The 17,818-nt window shown below is 45.1% G+C and carries 9 protein-coding genes; 7 read left to right on the forward strand and 2 right to left on the reverse strand.

Annotation, left to right across the window (positions count from 1 at the left end):
* A partial coding sequence (locus G511_RS0117275; protein ID WP_028470757.1) for an electron transfer flavoprotein-ubiquinone oxidoreductase occupies positions 1-1,589 on the reverse strand: 1,589 nt, incomplete at its 3' end.
* Positions 1,590-1,849: 260 nt separating this feature from the next.
* On the opposite strand from G511_RS0117275, the gene G511_RS0117280 reads away from it, so the two are divergent.
* Together G511_RS0117280 and G511_RS0117285 are read left to right on the forward strand one after the other, a co-directional pair.
* Positions 1,850-2,599, forward strand: coding sequence for an electron transfer flavoprotein subunit beta/FixA family protein (locus G511_RS0117280; RefSeq protein WP_028470758.1), 750 nt, complete (start codon positions 1,850-1,852; stop codon positions 2,597-2,599).
* Entirely contained in the window at positions 2,599-3,528 is a 930-nt protein-coding gene (locus G511_RS0117285) for an electron transfer flavoprotein subunit alpha/FixB family protein (protein ID WP_028470759.1), read from the forward strand. Before G511_RS0117280 ends, G511_RS0117285 begins: the two co-directional genes overlap by 1 nt.
* 193 nt (positions 3,529-3,721) lie before the next feature.
* Here G511_RS0117285 and G511_RS0117290 read toward each other — a convergent pair whose 3' ends face one another.
* On the reverse strand, positions 3,722-3,997 hold the full coding sequence (locus G511_RS0117290; protein ID WP_028470760.1) for a hypothetical protein: 276 nt from the start codon (positions 3,995-3,997) through the stop codon (positions 3,722-3,724).
* 267 nt (positions 3,998-4,264) lie between these two features.
* Here G511_RS0117290 and G511_RS0117295 point away from each other — a divergent pair, with 267 nt between their 5' ends.
* From G511_RS0117295 to G511_RS0117315, 5 genes are all read left to right on the forward strand, one after another.
* On the forward strand, positions 4,265-4,858 hold the full coding sequence (locus G511_RS0117295) for a flavin reductase family protein (RefSeq protein ID WP_156905247.1): 594 nt from the start codon (positions 4,265-4,267) through the stop codon (positions 4,856-4,858).
* Positions 4,859-4,987: 129 nt separating this feature from the next.
* Positions 4,988-6,676 carry an efflux RND transporter periplasmic adaptor subunit gene (locus G511_RS0117300; RefSeq protein WP_156905248.1) on the forward strand — a complete coding sequence of 563 codons (1,689 nt, stop codon included), beginning with the start codon at positions 4,988-4,990 and terminating at the stop codon, positions 6,674-6,676.
* Complete coding sequence (locus G511_RS0117305) at positions 6,673-8,799, forward strand: hypothetical protein (RefSeq protein WP_028470763.1); 2,127 nt, start codon at positions 6,673-6,675, stop codon at positions 8,797-8,799. The genes G511_RS0117300 and G511_RS0117305 overlap by 4 nt, the downstream gene beginning before the upstream one ends.
* A 62-nt stretch (positions 8,800-8,861) precedes the next feature.
* Complete coding sequence (locus G511_RS0117310) at positions 8,862-10,310, forward strand: efflux RND transporter periplasmic adaptor subunit (protein ID WP_028470764.1); 1,449 nt, start codon at positions 8,862-8,864, stop codon at positions 10,308-10,310.
* Between the two features lie 67 nt (positions 10,311-10,377).
* Positions 10,378-17,818, forward strand: a 7,441-nt coding sequence (locus G511_RS0117315) for a DUF4347 domain-containing protein (protein ID WP_028470765.1), incomplete at its 3' end; no start/stop codon positions are given.

Genomic DNA, 17,818 nt, shown 5'->3' on the forward strand with positions numbered 1-17,818 from the left:
GTGATATTTTGAGACGGGTCTTTAATATCACAAGTTTTACAGTGCACGCAGTTCTGAGAGTTGATCTGGAAACTGGTTTCACCGGCCTCATCTTCAACCACTTCATAAACGCCGGCTGGGCAATAACGCTGCGCAGGCTCGCCATACAAGGGCAGGTTCTTCGCTAGCGGTACGCTGCTGTCTTTGAGTGCTAAGTGACACGGCTGATTCTCTTCATGGTTGGTATTGGAGAGAAACACTGACGTTAGTTTATCAAAGCTCAACACACCATCGGGTTTAGGGTAATCGATAGATGAGAACTCTTTGGCTGGACGCATTTGTGCATAATCTTCATGATTATCACGCAGTGTAATCGGCAACTTACCACCGAAAATATTTTGATCAATAAAGTTGAACGCACCACCTAGGTAAGGGCCAAACTTATGCATAGCGGGGCCAAAGTTGCGTGAGCGATATAACTCATCGTGCAACCACGAGGCTTTAAACGCGGTATTGAAGCTTTCGAGCTGTTTACCACCCGTGCAGCCTGCTTTGAGGGCTTCAAAGACGCTTTCGGCGGCAATCATGCCGGACTTCATGGCCGTATGGGTACCCTTAATCTTGGCAAAGTTCAAAGTGCCAGCATTACAGCCAATCACAAGACCACCGGGAAAGGTCATCTCGGGTAACGCATTGAAACCGCCTTTGGCAATTGCTCGCGCACCGTAAGAAACGCGCTTACCACCTTCTAAATACTGTTTTAGTACGGGGTGGTGCTTAAGGCGCTGGAATTCATCAAACGGACTCACATAGGGGTTCGCATAGTTAAGATCAACAATTAACCCAGCAACCACTTGGTTGTTTTCAGCATGGTAAAGGAAGAAACCACCGCTGGTGCCGCCTTCTAGCGGCCAGCCTGAGCCATGAAGCACCAGACCGGGTTTATGCTTCGCAGGGTCGATATCCCACAGCTCCTTAATACCGATACCATAATGCTGTGCATCCGCGTCTTTATCCAGACCAAACGTTTGGTACAGCTGTTTGCCCAGATGACCACGACAGCCTTCAGCAAATAAAGTGTATTTAGCATGCAGCTCCATACCGGGCATATAGCCATCTTTCTCAGAGCCGTCTTCAGCAACACCCATATCGCCGGTGGCAATCCCTTTCACGCTGCCATCGTCATTAAACAAGACTTCCGATGCGGCAAACCCTGGGAAGATCTCTACACCTAACTGTTCTGCTTGCTCACCTAACCAGCGTGTCAGATTACCCAAGCTCACAATGTAGTTGCCGTGGTTATGCATGGTTTTGGGAATAAAAGCATTCGGCAGTTTGGTGGCTTTTTCGTTGTCTTTTAACAGATACAGCTCATCGTCTGTAACGGCTGTATTGAGTGGGGCGCCACGCTCTTTCCAATCAGGGAAAAGTTCGTCCAGAGCGCGTGATTCAACGACGGCACCTGACAGGATATGGGCGCCAACTTCAGAGCCTTTTTCAACTACACATACAGTGAGTTCTTGTTCTTGCTCATTTGCCATCTGCATAAAACGACAGGCTGCGGATAATCCAGCGGGCCCAGCGCCTACGATGACAACATCAAATTCCATCGATTCACGTTCCACGGTTCGTCTCTCCCCTCAATTACTTATATGTATCAGGCTTCCTATCGGAGGCCGTCTTTTTTTATTGGTTATATTATAAGTAAAAACCCGTATCGTTATAAACTCATTTTTAACCAAATTAGACCTTAGATTAATGAGGTTAGCTTGAAATAATGATGAAGATCGTTAATATAGGGGAATACACCTATGTGCTTATGCGGGTTTATAAGCACTTATCTTTAAGTTGAAAATAAAAGGTAACCGCAATGAAAGTTCTGGTAACTGTCAAGCGCGTCATCGACTACAACGTAAAAGTGCGTGTGAAGTCCGATAATAGTGATGTTGATTTGAACAATGTCAAAATGGCAATGAATCCTTTTTGTGAGATTGCTGTGGAAGAAGCTGTTCGCTTGAAAGAAGCCGGAATAGCTAATGAAGTAGTAGTTGTTTCTTTGGGTAGTAAGGTGTGCCAAGAGCAATTGCGTACGGCTTTAGCTTTGGGGGCAGATCGTGCAATTCTTGTTGAATCGGATGACGTTCTTGAGTCCTTAACGGTTGCTAAATTGTTGCAAAAGGTTGTGGCAGAAGAAAAGCCTGGATTAGTTATTATGGGTAAGCAGGCAATTGACACAGATAATAACCAAACAGGCCAGATGCTGGCGGCGTTGACAGGTTACCCTCAAGGTACATTCGCTTCAGAAGTTAAAATTGAAGGGGATAAAGCGCAGGTTATTCGTGAGGTTGATGGTGGTTTGCAAACCGTGTCGCTGACATTACCCGCGATCGTTACAACTGACTTGCGTTTGAATGAACCGCGCTATGCATCATTGCCGAATATTATGAAGGCGAAGAGAAAACCATTAGATGTAAAAACTCCAGCAGATCTAGGCGTGGAAGTTAAAGCTCATACTCGATTGGTTAAAGTAGCACCTCCAGCAGAGCGCCAAGCAGGTATGAAGGTGGCTTCTGTTGAGGAGCTAGTCGATAAACTGAAGAATGAAGCGAAGGTGATCTGATGGCTATTCTAGTTATTGCTGAACATGATAACAGCGAGTTGAAGTCAGCTACGCTAAATACGGTAACGGCTGCGTCCCAGATGGGGGGTGATGTACACGTCTTAGTTGCGGGTTCTGCATGCCAGTCCGTGGCTGATGAGGCGGCAAAAATTCAAGGCGTAGACCGAATTGTCCTCGTTGATGATGCTGTATATGAGCACCAGTTAGCTGAAAATATCTCTTTACTCGTACCTGAACTTGGTAAAGATTACAGCCATATTGTTGCCCCAGCGACAACGTCAGGCAAAAACTTTATGCCACGTGTGGCTGCTTTGATGGATGTTGCTCAGATCTCTGAAATCGTTCGGGTCGATAGTGCAGATACTTTTGATAGGCCTATTTATGCGGGTAATGCGATCGCTACTGTGCAGTCTTTGGATGCAACTAAAGTTATCACTGTGCGTACTACCGGGTTTGATGCTGCTAGCGCTGAAGGTGGTAGTGCTGCTATCCAGACAGTTGAGCTATCTAAAAATGCAGGAACATCTTTATTTGTTGGCGCTGAGATCGCGAAATCTGACCGCCCAGAATTAACATCGGCCAGCGTTATTATATCTGGTGGTCGGGGTATGGGTAATGGTGAGAACTTTGCCCTTATTGAAAAAGTAGCTGATAAATTAGGTGCTGCTGTAGGTGCTTCTCGTGCCGCTGTGGACGCTGGGTTTGTACCTAATGACATGCAGGTAGGGCAGACAGGGAAAATTGTCGCCCCAGACTTGTATGTTGCCGTCGGCATATCGGGTGCAATTCAGCATTTAGCTGGAATGAAAGATTCAAAAGTAATTGTTGCTATTAATAAAGACGAAGAAGCGCCTATTTTCCAAGTGGCTGATTATGGATTAGTTGCGGATCTTTTTGAAGCCGTTCCGCAACTAGAACAGCAGCTCTAGGTTCCCTCTGGTTAAGCCTGACATGGCCTTACCTTTTTGGTGCGTCATTTGCGCACCCTTTTCTTGCTTGTGGCCCGGTTCGTCCGGGTCTTTTTTTCCCCGGCTAGTCCGGGTTTTTTTATTGATGTGTTGTAGTATTGGGCTGGCCGCCAATATGGCAGCCAGTTTTCAAAATTAGTAACAAGCGCAGTGTTTAGGCAGCATCACTAGAAGCCCCTTCAGGGTGTGTTGCTATAAAGTGTGATAACACTTTTTTAAGCACGTCTGCATGTTCTGCATTACCTGTTTTTTCGGCATGATTAATATCATCAATGATTATTTTTTTAATCATGTGCTCGCCTTTATGACAGCATAAGTATTGACCAATAGCTAAGGCAATTATCGGATCAACATGTTCATGCTCAGCAATTGCTGATACTTCGTCTTGTGTTACATCACACATCGCTAGGCATTCTTCATAGGTTAACATGGTGTATCCTCCGTTATTGTTATTTGATAGGAAGCGTATTGAATCTTTATATTCGCTCCTCTTTAAAATCAATATTAGTATATTCTCATGGAGGCTATCTAATCTATAATGTCAAGGGTATTAATATTCATGTAATGAAGGATTCACATGTTTGGATATTCATGTTGCAAGTGCAAATAAAACTAAGAAAATTCATGCTAAATTATTGATATAAAATAACTTAGTGGGTTGTTGCGGAGGTGGTGTGTGGTATTGGACTTAGACTTAATGAGTATGAACTCTGTTTACCATGTGTTGACGCAGATCATAATACCCAGGCCTGTAGCATGGGTATTAACGGAGCACCAAAATGGAAAGTATAACTTAGCACCATTTTCTTACTTTTCTGCTGTTTGTGCTGACCCTCCTATTATGATGATTTCAGTGGGTAAAAAGCCGGATGGGTCTGAAAAAGATACTTACCAAAATATAATCGAGCGTGGAAATTTTGTTATCCATATTGCTAGTTCTGATTTAGCGGGAGTCGTGACAAAAAGCTCAGCTGTTTTAGAGCAAGGGAAGTCTGAAGTTGATTTATGCGACTTAGAAACGGTTGATGTTGAAGGTTTTTCTTTGCCTAGGGTTATAGGGCCGAAAGTAGCCATGTCTTGCCGCTTGTATGAAGAAAAAACTTTGGGGAATAATGGTCAGCATTTAATTTTTGGTGTAATTGAGAAAGTTTGGCTAGATGAGCGTGTAGCGGTTACTAATGAAAAGGGGCGTTTGGAGGTAAGTGCTGCAGCAGTTGATCCAATAAGTCGTTTAGGGGGAAATGAGTACGCTACATTGGGTGATGTGTTGAACATACCAAGGCCTAGCTGAAATCTATTACTTTTATAATCAGGATTTTCTGCTTGTATATAAAGTGTTTTACGTGCTGCAGCTGCGCGCGTTTCAGCTATAGTTAAATAGAGCTTACAAAGTACTTCTGTAGAAAAATGAGTAGTTAATTTGTCCCTTTATATGCAATGGTTAGATTTAGTATGTCAGATGGTGCCAGATACACGCAGCGCTATTTTGAAATACGCAGATGGTGAAATTGAAGCTTGTGCAACGTGGCCAAACTCAGATCAACCTGATAGACAGTTGATGGAAAATTTGGAATTTGCTGCAGAGCGCGATTCGCTTGTTACTTTTTATACCTCGCCACTATTAACGGTGATTTCTCCAATAGAGGTTTCGGGAAACCAAGTGGCGATGCTTGCGCTATCAATTCATGCGCAACCCGATGCTGTCGAACCCATTAAACGGCTAATGAGTTGGGCAGTGCGCTGGCTAACTGAACTTTTTAAGACCCGAGCATTGAGCAGTAATATAGCCTCGCAGGCCATAGGGCAGCCTCTCTTCGATAGTTTTTTGTCTGCTCCTGAGCAGGGTGCGCTGCTGAAGACCACGTCTAGGTATCTGGCAGACCATTATGCTTTGAGCGTCTGCCAATTAGTGATGTATTCAGATGAATGTGCTTTACGGGAATCTTATGGTGTAGAAGATGTTTCATTTATGAAGCAGTTACAGACGCCTGATTGTACGAGCGTTTTAGAAGCATTAGAAGTTAGAAGCGGTCAAGCTCTTGATACTATTCCCGTGCTTGTAGAGTTGCTGAGAAGTACTCTTAAAGGCGCTGCTTATCGGGTGTTTATCGCGCGTGTTGATGGTGTGCAGTTGAGTGCTTTTCTCTCTGTTGGTCAGTCATTTGATGAAGCTACACTAGGCCATGAAATTCAACACTTATTGGAGCAATGTTGTGCTTTATTAGTGGTGTCAAAAAAATTATCAGCAAATAATAAAGTAGATAAAAAGCAGTGGTTTTTGGCTGGGGCAAAATTTGATGCTTCAAAAATCAAGCGCTTTGGCATAGCTGCTTTGGTAATACTTGGGATTTTATGCATCCCAATCAGTTATGAAATACCTGTTGCTGCTGGGATAGAAGGTAAAATTCAAAAGTCTATAGTGGCGCCTTTTGATAGCTTTATTAAATCTACTGAATTAAAAGCGGGTGATAGCGTTGATAAGGGCAGTGTTATTGCTGAGCTAGATGATCAGCAGCTTATGCTCGATGTTATTCAGGTTAACAGTCTGCAGCAAGAATTTGAAAAAGGCTATCGTAAAGCGCTGGCAGAACGTGACTATGGGCGTTCAAATGTTTATAAGGCTAAGCTCAGGAAAGCCTCTGCTCAGCTTAAACAAATTGAATTAAAACTTGATAAGACATCTTTAAAATCGCCAATTTCAGGGGTGATTATTTCAGGAGATTTGAGTCGTGAACTCGGGGCTCCAGTAGCAACAGGAGATCTTTTATTTAAAGTGGCTCCATTGAATCAGTATCGTGTCATGCTAAAGGTTCAAGAGTCTGATATTCGTTTTATCGAAGAAGGGCAGGATGGCGTTCTTAAACTGTCAGCGCTTCCTGGTACTGCATTTGATATTTTGTTACTTAAGCCTTCTCCACTTTTTTCTGAGGCAGGAAACAAGATCGTATACTTGGCTGAAGCGGCATTAGCCGAGAAGTCTTTAACACCATTGCGTCCAGGCATGGAAGGTGTTGCCCGTATTAATGTAGGCAGTTATTCATTAGCATGGGTGCTATCTCACCATTTTATTGATTGGCTACGTATTATTACGTGGAAGTTCTGGTTGTGAGCAACGTCAACACAGCAGTAAATATTGATTACTTAATGGATACTGTTTTTCATGCTGATCTGCGAATGAAATATATTGAACAAGAAACCTCTGAAGGTTCTTGGTTTCTAGTTTCTGATAGTGAACAATTGCATTATTTTCGCTGTAATAAAAATGTACTAAATTTTATAAATTTATTTGACGGCTATAAAAAATTATCCGAAGTTTTGCATGAAGCAAAAGATAATAATGATATTGAAAGCTGTTGTTTTAATAAAGATGATGTTGCACCGATAATGCTTAAGTTATTAAGCACGGGGGTTCTTTATGAAAATAGAAAAGAGATAGGGAGTAAACATTGGGTCACAAAGCTGAAGCAACCTATGGCCATAAAGGTTCCTCTTTTTAATCCAGAGAAGCTACTGGTTTTTTTATCAATTATTGGTAATGTTTTATTAAATAAATATTTTTTGATTTTTTATACAGCTTTGTTTTTTTATAGTCTGTCACTGATACCCGTGCACTCTAGCGACGTAAGCTACCATTGGGATACGCGGTTTTTTGATCCCATCAATATTTTTTGTATGTTCTTTATATACCCAGTATTGAAGGCCATACATGAAATAGGCCATGGCCTTACTTTGAAGCATTTTGGCGGTGACTCGAAAGAATGTGGAATAATTTTTCTAGTCTTAATGCCTTTGCCGTATATAAATACATCTTCTAGCTATCTTTTTACTGATAAATATCAACGAGTGTTAGTTGGACTGTCGGGCATGTTGGTAGAGTTACTTTTAGCGATGATTGCTTGGGTAGCCTGGTGCCATACTGATAACGCTGGAATGGTTTCGGATATTCTTTTTGATATAGCCTTTATTGGCAGCTTTTCTACACTAGTATTTAATCTTAATCCACTGATGAAGTTTGACGGGTACTACATACTGTCAGATATTTTATCTATCGTTAACCTAAATAGTCGTTCTAGGCAACTGATCGGTAGTGTATTTGCTAAGCATGTACTTAAACTAAAAAAGAAAACTGATTTTATAGCTAAATATGAATACAAATGGTTGTTTTTATATGGGGTATTAGCTATTCCGTATAGGGTATTTATTAGTTTATTTATTGTGTTTTATTTGGGTTCGAAATTTTTTATTTTTGGGGTTTTGTTAGCTATATGGGTTGTAGTACAGCAAATCGTGCTACCGCTTATTCGTGGTTTTTTAGATACCTATAAAGTAGCAAAAAAAGAGAAAAGAATAGGGCGGTTTTTTACTGTTATTTTAGGAAGTATTGGCGTTTGCTTTGTCTTGGGTGTGGGTTGGAAGTTTCAATATAACCTTTCTTCTTCCGGGGTTGTCCTTTTAAACGAATCGCAGCAATTAAGAGCGGGTCAAGAGGGTGTTATTACGCATATATTTGTTCGTCATGGTGATCACATTATAGCTGGGCAGAAAGTAATGAGGATGGAGAACCCAAGTTTATTGGATAAGGTCTCTGCTCTAAAGATTAGTATTGAAGAGTTAACGGCTCGTTATGATGAAGTACGTGCTAAAGATTTACTCGCTGCAGCCGATCTTTTTGATCAGCGCAAAGGGTTGCTTCTAGAGTTGTCAGAGGCAGAGGCACAGTGGAAGAGATTGACGATAGTTGCTGATAGTGAAGGGGTATTTGTAAGCCCCAGATTGGAAGATACGCAAGGAAGCTTTGTAAAAAAAGGTGCTGTTGTTGGTATGGTTCATAATCAGACGCCTCTTGTTGTGACGGTAATAGTTGATCAAATTGATATTGATAAAATTCGTCAACAGCTATCCCACATATCAGTGGTGTTTATTACAAACCCTAGTGTTGTTTATCGTGGGGAGCTGCTTGGTATCGTTCCTGCTGCTAGTGACCAGTTACCTTCACGTTATTTAGGCAGTCTTGATGGTGGGGATATAGCCGTTGATGGTCGTGATCGTAGCGGTACCAAAGCAATGCGTAATAACTTTGCTGTTCAGGTGGAAGTTATTCAGGAGAGTAATGTTAATTATAAGTCAGCAACAGCGCAGTTGAAATTTGTGTTTAATGAAAGCAGCTTTTTGAACAGATGTATGTCGTGGTTTGAGTCGAACTGGTCACGGAATTTTAATGAGAACTACTAAAATTCGACTATGCTTAATATCAGTAAATGATTGGTTTGGATGAAAATTTAAAAGGTTAATGAATGAAAGTACGCTTTGTAGTCCCGGTTGTGTTAGCGGCTTGTTTTTCACATCTTGCGTTGGCTGAAACAATCTTCCCTGCTGTTGATTGCGTTATTGTGCCAAGTAAAACAGTAGATATAAGTGCCGCTGTTTCTGGCGTTATTAAAACGCTTTATGCCGAGCGTAGTGGCGTCGTGCGTAATGGGGAGTTATTGGCTGAATTGGACTCACGCGTTGAGCAGGCAAACGTAGAACTATCTCGTGTGCGTGCAGCAATGAGCGCTGAGATTTCAGCCGAGGAAGTTAATCTTAAATATGACCGGTTACAAAGTCGTAGAGTTAATGATTTAAACCAGAAGAGCTTAACGTCAGTTCAAAATAAAGATGAAGCAGCACGTCTAGAAAAAGTGACATATTGGAGGCTCAAGCAAGCAAAAGATACGTTGAGAACACGCCAACTTGAGCTTGCAAGAGCTATGGCCCAGCTTGAAGAAACAAAAGTCTACTCAACATTGGATGGTGTTGTCGCTCAGGTATATAAAACGGAAGGTGAATATATAGAAGATCAACCAGTGATGCGGTTGGTGCAGCTAAACCCGTTACATATAGAGGCAGTTTTACCCATGGAGCATTATGGGCAAGTCCAAAAGAATATGCTGGGTGGTGTTTTTTCTGAATTAGATCCAAATGATGAGCTGCAAGCTAAAGTTATTATCATTGACCCTATTGGTGATACGGCTAGTGGTACCTTTGGTGTTCGGTTAACCATAGACAACCCTGAGAATAAAATTCCTGCAGGGATGAAATGTGTTTTAAAGCTTAACTCTTCAATGCCTGATCAAACCGTTGAGGAGCAAAGCAGTACAGAAATTGTTTCAGCACCCTTACCTGCAGTAAACATACAGGCTATCGAAAAAGAACCTAAATACTCTGCTGCTCAAAGCAAGTTGCTTTCTCAAGAGAAGTTGCCAGTAGCAAATAATCTGGTTCCGCAAAATGAGCCCACTGTTGTAAGTGCATTACCTGTGACTGCCGACGCTTTACAAAGGTATTCGTTTGGACCATTTAAAGATGAATCTATATTACTCAATGCTGGTGAGTTATTAACGAAGCATGGCTATGTATTTTCTCGCCGTGTTGAGGATTCGTCTGTTATTAAAGGCTATTTAGTCTTGCTTGCTGAGGGCTATGAGCAATCGAAGCGACAATTGATGATGGAGTTTGGTCAACGTGGTGTTAGCGGCATGATGATACTGCCTCGTAGAAGTTATAACGGACGCCTATCTTTTGGTGCATATAATGGCCCAGAAATGGCTAATAACAGGCAAGAAAGCCTAACTCAAAAAGGTATTCGGAGCGAAGTTATTACTCGTCGTAAAGGAAAAGCCATATTCTGGCTGGATGTTGATGCAATAGCCGAATCAAGGGTCACAGCTATACTCGATCAAATAACGGATGTTTATAACTAGCAAAGGGAAATTAGCTGATAAAACGACTAAGTCTCGATAATCTTCGTATTATATGAAGGGCAGTAACATGGCAAGTGCGGATAGCATCCGAAATAAAAAAGCTATGCAGGAGTCGTATCTTCTGGAGTTGTTAGAGCCCAGAATTATGTTATCCGCAGACCCTTTCGGCGCAGCAGAAGTGGCGGTTGATCTGTTGCTTGCTGAAGAACAAGATGAAGTTGAGTATAAAGTAAATACGCCTGTTAAAACTGCTAGTACTGATTTAGAACCATTAGACGTTGCTTCTGTTACAGCACTGTTTGCCTCGCAAGACCTGTTACCTGACAATCTAAGCTCCAGTCTCCAGCCTGAGGATGGTGGCTTTATTAGTTCATTTGAAAATGATAATGCTCGTGTAGAGTTGATTATTATCGATGCTGGTGTGAGTAATCAACAGCAGCTACTGCAGCAAATTATTCCTACAGACTCGTATGTTAATTATCAGATACATTATTTAGACCAGAACAGCGAGGGCATTAACCAAGTTTCTGACCTGCTTAACCAATATTCCCAGATCGATGCCGTTCATCTTCTTTCTCATGGGCAGAGTGATGGCGTGCAATTAGGCAGTAGTTGGATTGATGCGGATTCTCTGCAGCAAAAGGCTGGCCAGATAACCCAATGGTCATCTGTGTTGACGGATGAAGCCGATATTTTACTCTATGGTTGCGATGTAACCTCCAGCGAAGCAGGTATTGAATTTGTTCAGACCTTACAGCGCTTAACGGGTGCAGACATTGCGGCCAGTGATGACAAAACAGGAGCTAAGGCACTGGGTGGAGACTGGGATTTAGAATATCAATCGGGGGCTATTGAAGCGCAGCTGGCTTTTAGTGTCGATGCCCAGCAAAACTGGCAGGGCGTGCTGGGTGCAATTACGGTAACGACAGATCAGGACACCCTTGACGGCGACGCAGATTTAACATCGCTTGCCAATCTGGCGCTTACTCCGGGCAGTGATGGTTTGATTTCACTACGAGAAGCCATCATCGCCGCCAATGCTAATGCTGACGCAGATACCATAACGCTTGGAGCGGGCACCTATACCTTGACGATTGCGGGTAGTGGTACAGCAGTCGCTGGTGACTTGGATATTGCAAATGATCTAAGCATTATTGGTGCGGGTGCTAGTAATACTATTATTGATGGCAATGGCATCGATCGCATCTTTCAATTAAAAGATGCCGGTACAGACTTTAACTTGACTAGTCTCACCTTGCAGGGAGGTGATGCTGGCTCGGTGAAGGGCGGGGCCATCATGATTGGTCATGCTGGGGCAACAGTTTCCCTCAATCAGGTGGTTATCAGTGGTAATACCGCAGACTGGGGTGCTGGTGTTTACAACCAAGGCACACTTAATGTGACAGATTCTGTAATTGAGGGAAACACAGCTACCGGGACAGCTGCATGGGGCGGCGGGCTGATGAATGAAGGGTCAGCGACTCTGGAGCGTGTGACTTTCAGTGGTAATACCGCTGACTATGGAGGGGGGATTTATAGTGATGGCCCTGGCAGTACTACATCTTTGGTTAATGTCACGGTCAGTGGTAATAGCGCAATTGAGAATCTGAGCTCCAGTGACAGTGCAGGTGGCGGTTTGTATGCTGGTAGAGGCACGTTTAATATCGTTAACTCCACCATTACAGAAAACGTGGCACCCTCTGCTCAAGGCGGCGGCATTGGAGCTGAGAACGCGACTATAAACATTCAAAATACCATTATCTCTGCTAATACTGCTTCATTTTCAAATGTTGATGTAGATGGCACATTTGTCAGCCTTGGTAATAACCTCATTGGTGATACTAGTGGCTCATTGGGTTGGATTGGTTCAGACCTTACCGACGTGAGTGCTGGTTTAGGTGCGTTAGCCAATAACGGAGGTTTTTCACAAACCCATGCTTTGATGGACGGTAGCTTAGCGATCAATGCTGGGAACAACCTCAATGCGCCCATAGTGGACCAACGAAGCATCAACCGTATTGGTACGATTGACATTGGCGCTTATGAATCTGAAAACATAAATCTGTTTTTAAGCACGAATGGAAGTGCCAACTATGATGGTGGCGCCGTCGGCAACGACAACGACATCGTTGCTTTTGATGGCCCGAGCTTGAATTTAGAGCTAGGTGATGGATCTTCCGCTGTCACAGATGGCACCTTTAGCGTTGAACACTCGCTGCCAGAAAACGTACGTGCCATGCATTATGTTAATTCGGTGGTGACTGTTGATACCAACACCATTGCTGGAGGGCTAGGTACTTATGAATTACAGCCCGGGCAGATAGTGTTATCTATGCGGGCTGCTGACAAGTCAGATTTCACGGTGCCTATCCTTGGCGGCGGGACTCTAACGGTTAACAACACCGATGTACTGGTGTATACCCCAAGTACTGGTACCTATGAAATGCTACTTGAGGATGCCATTCTAAAGCCCGACCTGAGTGCGGCGAATATTCATGCTATTACTATTGTTGAGCAAGCCATCACTATTGGAGTGGATACTACCCTCGCCGCCGGAACCTACCTGATTGCACGCTCTGACCCGGCGGTTCACTCGGATATCTCGACCTATGACAACACCAATGGTCGTCAGGATTTATTGCTGGGGGCCGATTTTCTTAGTGACACAGAACATATTCAAGGGCTGGAGTTGCTGGAGGCTGAGCTTGTCATCGGTAATACCACTCTGGTACAGGGCACTTTGTTGGTAACGATTGACCAAGATATGACAGTGGGAACGACTGGCGGTACCACAGTCGGTGCGCAAACCACCGATGTCATAGCATTAACTGTAAACGCGACACAGCAGGATAGTACCCCAGATACTAATGTCGATGCGCAAATATTTCTTGATGGTTCGGATGTTAGCCTGAACGTGGCTGGCTCGAAAGAAATTAATGGCCTGACGCTGGTTGGCAATAGTCTTGGCACGATAAACAGTGAGCCTACGCTGTCCACTATCGCTACCGATCCATTTTTTGCCACAGGCGGTTCCGCCACTAGTCTGTTCAGCGGCACTATTGTGGACACGATAGAAAGTGGACAGACGCTGAGCAGTTTGACTCTGACTGTAAGTAACGTCAGTGACGGCGGCAACGAAATTCTCAACATTGACGGTAATCAAATTGCTCTGTCAAACGGAACATCCGGAATAACTACGGGCAACAGCCTCAACTTCAATGTCACTGTTGTCGGAAGTACGGCGACGGTCAGCTTGAGCGGGGGGGCGCTCTCGACTGCGCAGGCTGATTCACTTATTGACGCTATCAGCTATCAACACAACAGTGGCAGTCCGACGCTGGGAGACCGCATCGTTACTATAACTGAGCTGGTCGATTCAGGCGGTACTCTAAACGGCGGTGACGATACAGCAACTCTGAGTGCGGCCTCCACCGTGAGCGTGACCGTACAGGGTAACGAGGAAATTTCCAGCAACGGTGCCGGCAGCGCCAAAGCCACGGCGATGGACGCCAGCGGAAACCATGTTGTGGTCTGGTCTGAACAGAATACAGACTCCAGTGGTTGGGGCGTTTACGCTCAACGATTTGACAGCACAGGTAGCGCCCAAGGCACTGAAATACAGATAAATCAGACCACCGCGGATGATCAGCGCTGGGCTTCGGTAGGCATGAGCGACAGTGGTAAATTTGTCGTCACCTGGAACAGCAGTAATCAAGATGGTACCGCGTCAAGTATCTATGCACGCCAGTTCAATGTCGACGGAAGCGCGGCGGGAAATGAGTTTCGTGTAAATACACAGAGCACTGGCGCTCAATCCAATGCCTCCATCGATGTTGATGCCAGCGGGAATTTTATTATTGTCTGGCAAGGTGATGGGCCTGCAGATTCTAATGGTGTTTTCTTTCGTCGTTTTGATGCCGCCGGCACGGCTGTTGATGCCAGCGAAGTCATCGCTCACACTGTGACTAACGGAACAGTGTCAGAATTCGATCCGGTTGTTGCCTGGCAGAGTAATGGCAAGTTCGTCGTCGCCTGGGAGCAAGATAATAATAAGGTCTACTTTCAACGCTTTGATAATGCTGGTGCGATGTTAGGTGGCAAGACCCAAATCGATTCTGCTCTTTCCAACAGTTCTGGGTTAAGTATCGATGCGAACTCGTCAGGCGGCTTTGCCTTTGCCTATCGGGATGAGGTCTTGGGCGGGGCTATTTTCGCCCGCGCTTACAACGAAGATGGCAGCAGTGCCTATAGTAGTGGTAATACGCTAACTTTATGGGCAAAATTGGCTGATGCTCAGAATGCTACAGTCGCCATCGACGATTCCGGAGAGGTTCTCGTTGCTTATCAAACCACTTCGGCAGGCGGTGATATTCATCTTCAGCGCATTAATGCAGATGGTTCTGAGCAGGGTAGCGCGACCGCGCTCGTCACAGATGCGAGTGATCAGAGTATGCCGGCACTCGCTATGCTGGATCTGTCTAATTATGCATTAGCTTGGAACGATGTTAGCAGTGCCACGGTCAACACCTTCGCCGAACTTAATGTGAACAGCGCTCCGGTTCTCGCTGACAACACCCCGGCCCTGACCACGATCGACGAGGATAATTTCATCTCTATTGGCGACAGCGTCGCAGCCATTGTGGTCGATGGCTCGATTACCGATGTCGACGGTTCGCCTGTTGAGTCCATCGCCATCACAGCAGTCGAGGACGTCAACGGCACTTGGCAGTTCTCGGTTAACAACGGAGGCACCTGGAGCGATGTTGACGATAGTTTGCTCGCCGTTGATCATGCGCTGTTACTCGATGGCACCCTAAGCGGTGCGGCCACACAGAAGTTGCGTTTCGTACCGGATGGCGATTACAACGGTAGCGCGTCTTTCACTTTCCGCGCATGGGATCAGACCAGCGGCAGTGTCGGCAACTATGCTGATACCACCAGCAACGGCAGCACCACAGCATTCTCCGGTGCCACTGATACTGCAAGCATTACGATCAATGCCGTAAACGACGAGCCTACGCTCAACACCACAGGGAGTAGCCCAGTCTTTCGCGAAGGTGGTTCCGCCGCCAGCCTGTTTACAGGTAGCAGTGTTAACACGTTTGAACCGGGCCAGCTGCTAATAGGCATGGAGTTAACAGTATCTAATGTAACTGATGGTACGAATGAAAAACTCAATCTTGATGGCAGCGCTATAACGCTGACGCACTTGACCAGTGGCACTACAGCTACGAGCGGCCTGACATATAACGTCAGTGTTAGCAGCGGCACCGCGACGGTAACCATCGCCGGCGGCACCTTAACAACGGCACAAACGCAAACGCTAGTCGATGCCATCAGCTACCAGAATGACAGTAGCACCCCAACTATCGCTAATCGACTAGTCAGCATCATTAGCTTGCAAGACAATGGCGGTACTGCCAATAGCGGCGATGACACCGCGACCTTGAGTGTATCTTCTACCGTCACTTTACAACCCGCAAATAAACTCTGGTTATCGACTACTGATGATGTGTCCTCTCCCAGTGGTGCACTTGGACTGGATTCATGGACCGATTCATCTGTCATCGGTTTTGATCCCGCTGCAAGCGGGTTTGAACCCACGACCAGCGGTACTTTCAATTCAATTTTTGATATTGCAAGCTTTACTGACAATACCAATGTTGACGCCATTCATTATGTTACAACCGACATTGGTGTGGGCACAGATACGCCGGTTAATCTGATAGCTGGCGATGTGTTATTTTCCCTGAGCAGTGATGAAACGCTAGTTAATTCTGATCTGAGTACCTTGGATGTCAAGAAAGAGGATGTCATTATTTTCCGGCCTGATAGTGCTGGTGTCTACAATGCCGGAACCTTTAGCTTGTTATTCAGTAATCCTAATGACAAAGATATTAGTGGCATCACGCTGGTAGAAGAAGCGACATTGGTGGGAGACACCATTTTGCAGCAGGGCAGTTTTTTGTTTCTCCAAGATGGAGCTGGTGGACAAAATGACCATAGTATTCATATATTTACTCCCGGTGACTTGTCAGTGTTACCCACGAATGGCGTTGTTCAGCTGTTAATCGACGGTCAGCAAGAAATTACTGCTGGTGAGGGTATTTTTCAGGATAAACCCAGCGGTATTGAGTTAGTTGAAAATGACTATAGCGTGGCTGGTACGACACTCAATGCAGGCACCATTTTGCTAACCATGGAGGGTGATAAAGGTATCTATGTCGATAACACTCAGGCAGGAAACCGGCAAGATATCTTTGCCCTTGAGATAACAAAAACGACACTGGTCAATGGAATAACAGAGGCTACGGTATCGCGGTTTTTTGATGGGTCAGATGTTGGATTGAACAATAATGATGAAAGTCTTGATGCTTTAAGCTTTATCGAACCCCAGAGTGGCGTTAACTCACTGCCCACAGGTAGTCTCGTGATTACCGGCACAGTAGCAGAAGATCAAACCTTAACGGCTGATACGAGTGGAGTGCTTGATAGCGATGGCTTAGGTGTCTTCAGTTATCAGTGGCAGCGTGATGGCGCGACAGTTTCTGGTGCAACGGCCAGTACCTATATTCTGGGTGATGCCGATGTCGGTACTACTATCAGTGTTTCTGTCAGTTACACCGATGGCGGCGGTAACCAAGAAGTGGTGACAAGTGCTGATACAACAGCCGTTCTAAATGTTAATGACGATCCTACCCTAAACAACGCCATCACCGACCAGAACGCCACCGAAGACAGCCTATTCAGCTATATCTTTGCCGCTGGAAGCTTCGGTGATGTCGATGTCAGCGATACCCTGACCTACAGTGCGACCTTAAGTGGTGGTGCCGCACTGCCGAGCTGGCTTAACTTTGACGATGCGACCCGCACCTTCAGCGGTACACCGCTAAACGCCGATGTCGGCACGCTCACGATAGAAATCACGGCCGATGATAGCAACGGCGGCACGCCAGCGACCGATCAGTTCGATCTGGTGATTGCTAACAGCAATGACGATCCAACCCTGAATAACGCCATCATCGATCAGAACGCCACTGAAGACAGTGCCTTCAGCTATACCTTTGCGGCCAATAGCTTCGGTGATGTGGATGCCGGCGATACGCTGACTTATAACGCAACCTTAAGCAGTGGCGCCGCACTGCCCACCTGGCTCACCTTTGATGACGCCACTCGCACCTTCAGTGGCACACCGCTGAATGCGGATGTCGGCACACTGACGGTAGACGTTATTGCTGATGATGGTAATGGCGGCACCCCGGCGACCGATAGTTTTGATCTGGTGATTGCTAATAGCAATGATGATCCGACATTGAATAACGCCATCACCGACCAGAACGCCACCGAAGACAGCCTATTCAGCTATACCTTTGCTGCCGGTAGCTTCGGCGATGTCGATGCCGGTGATACCCTGACCTACAGCGCGACCTTAAGCGGTGGTACCGCACTGCCGAGCTGGCTCAACTTTGATAACGCCACTCGTACCTTCAGCGGCACACCGTTGAATG

Origin of the sequence: Neptunomonas japonica DSM 18939 (genome assembly GCF_000422765.1) — a bacterium.
Classification (GTDB): Bacteria; Pseudomonadota; Gammaproteobacteria; order Pseudomonadales; family Balneatricaceae; genus Neptunomonas; species Neptunomonas japonica.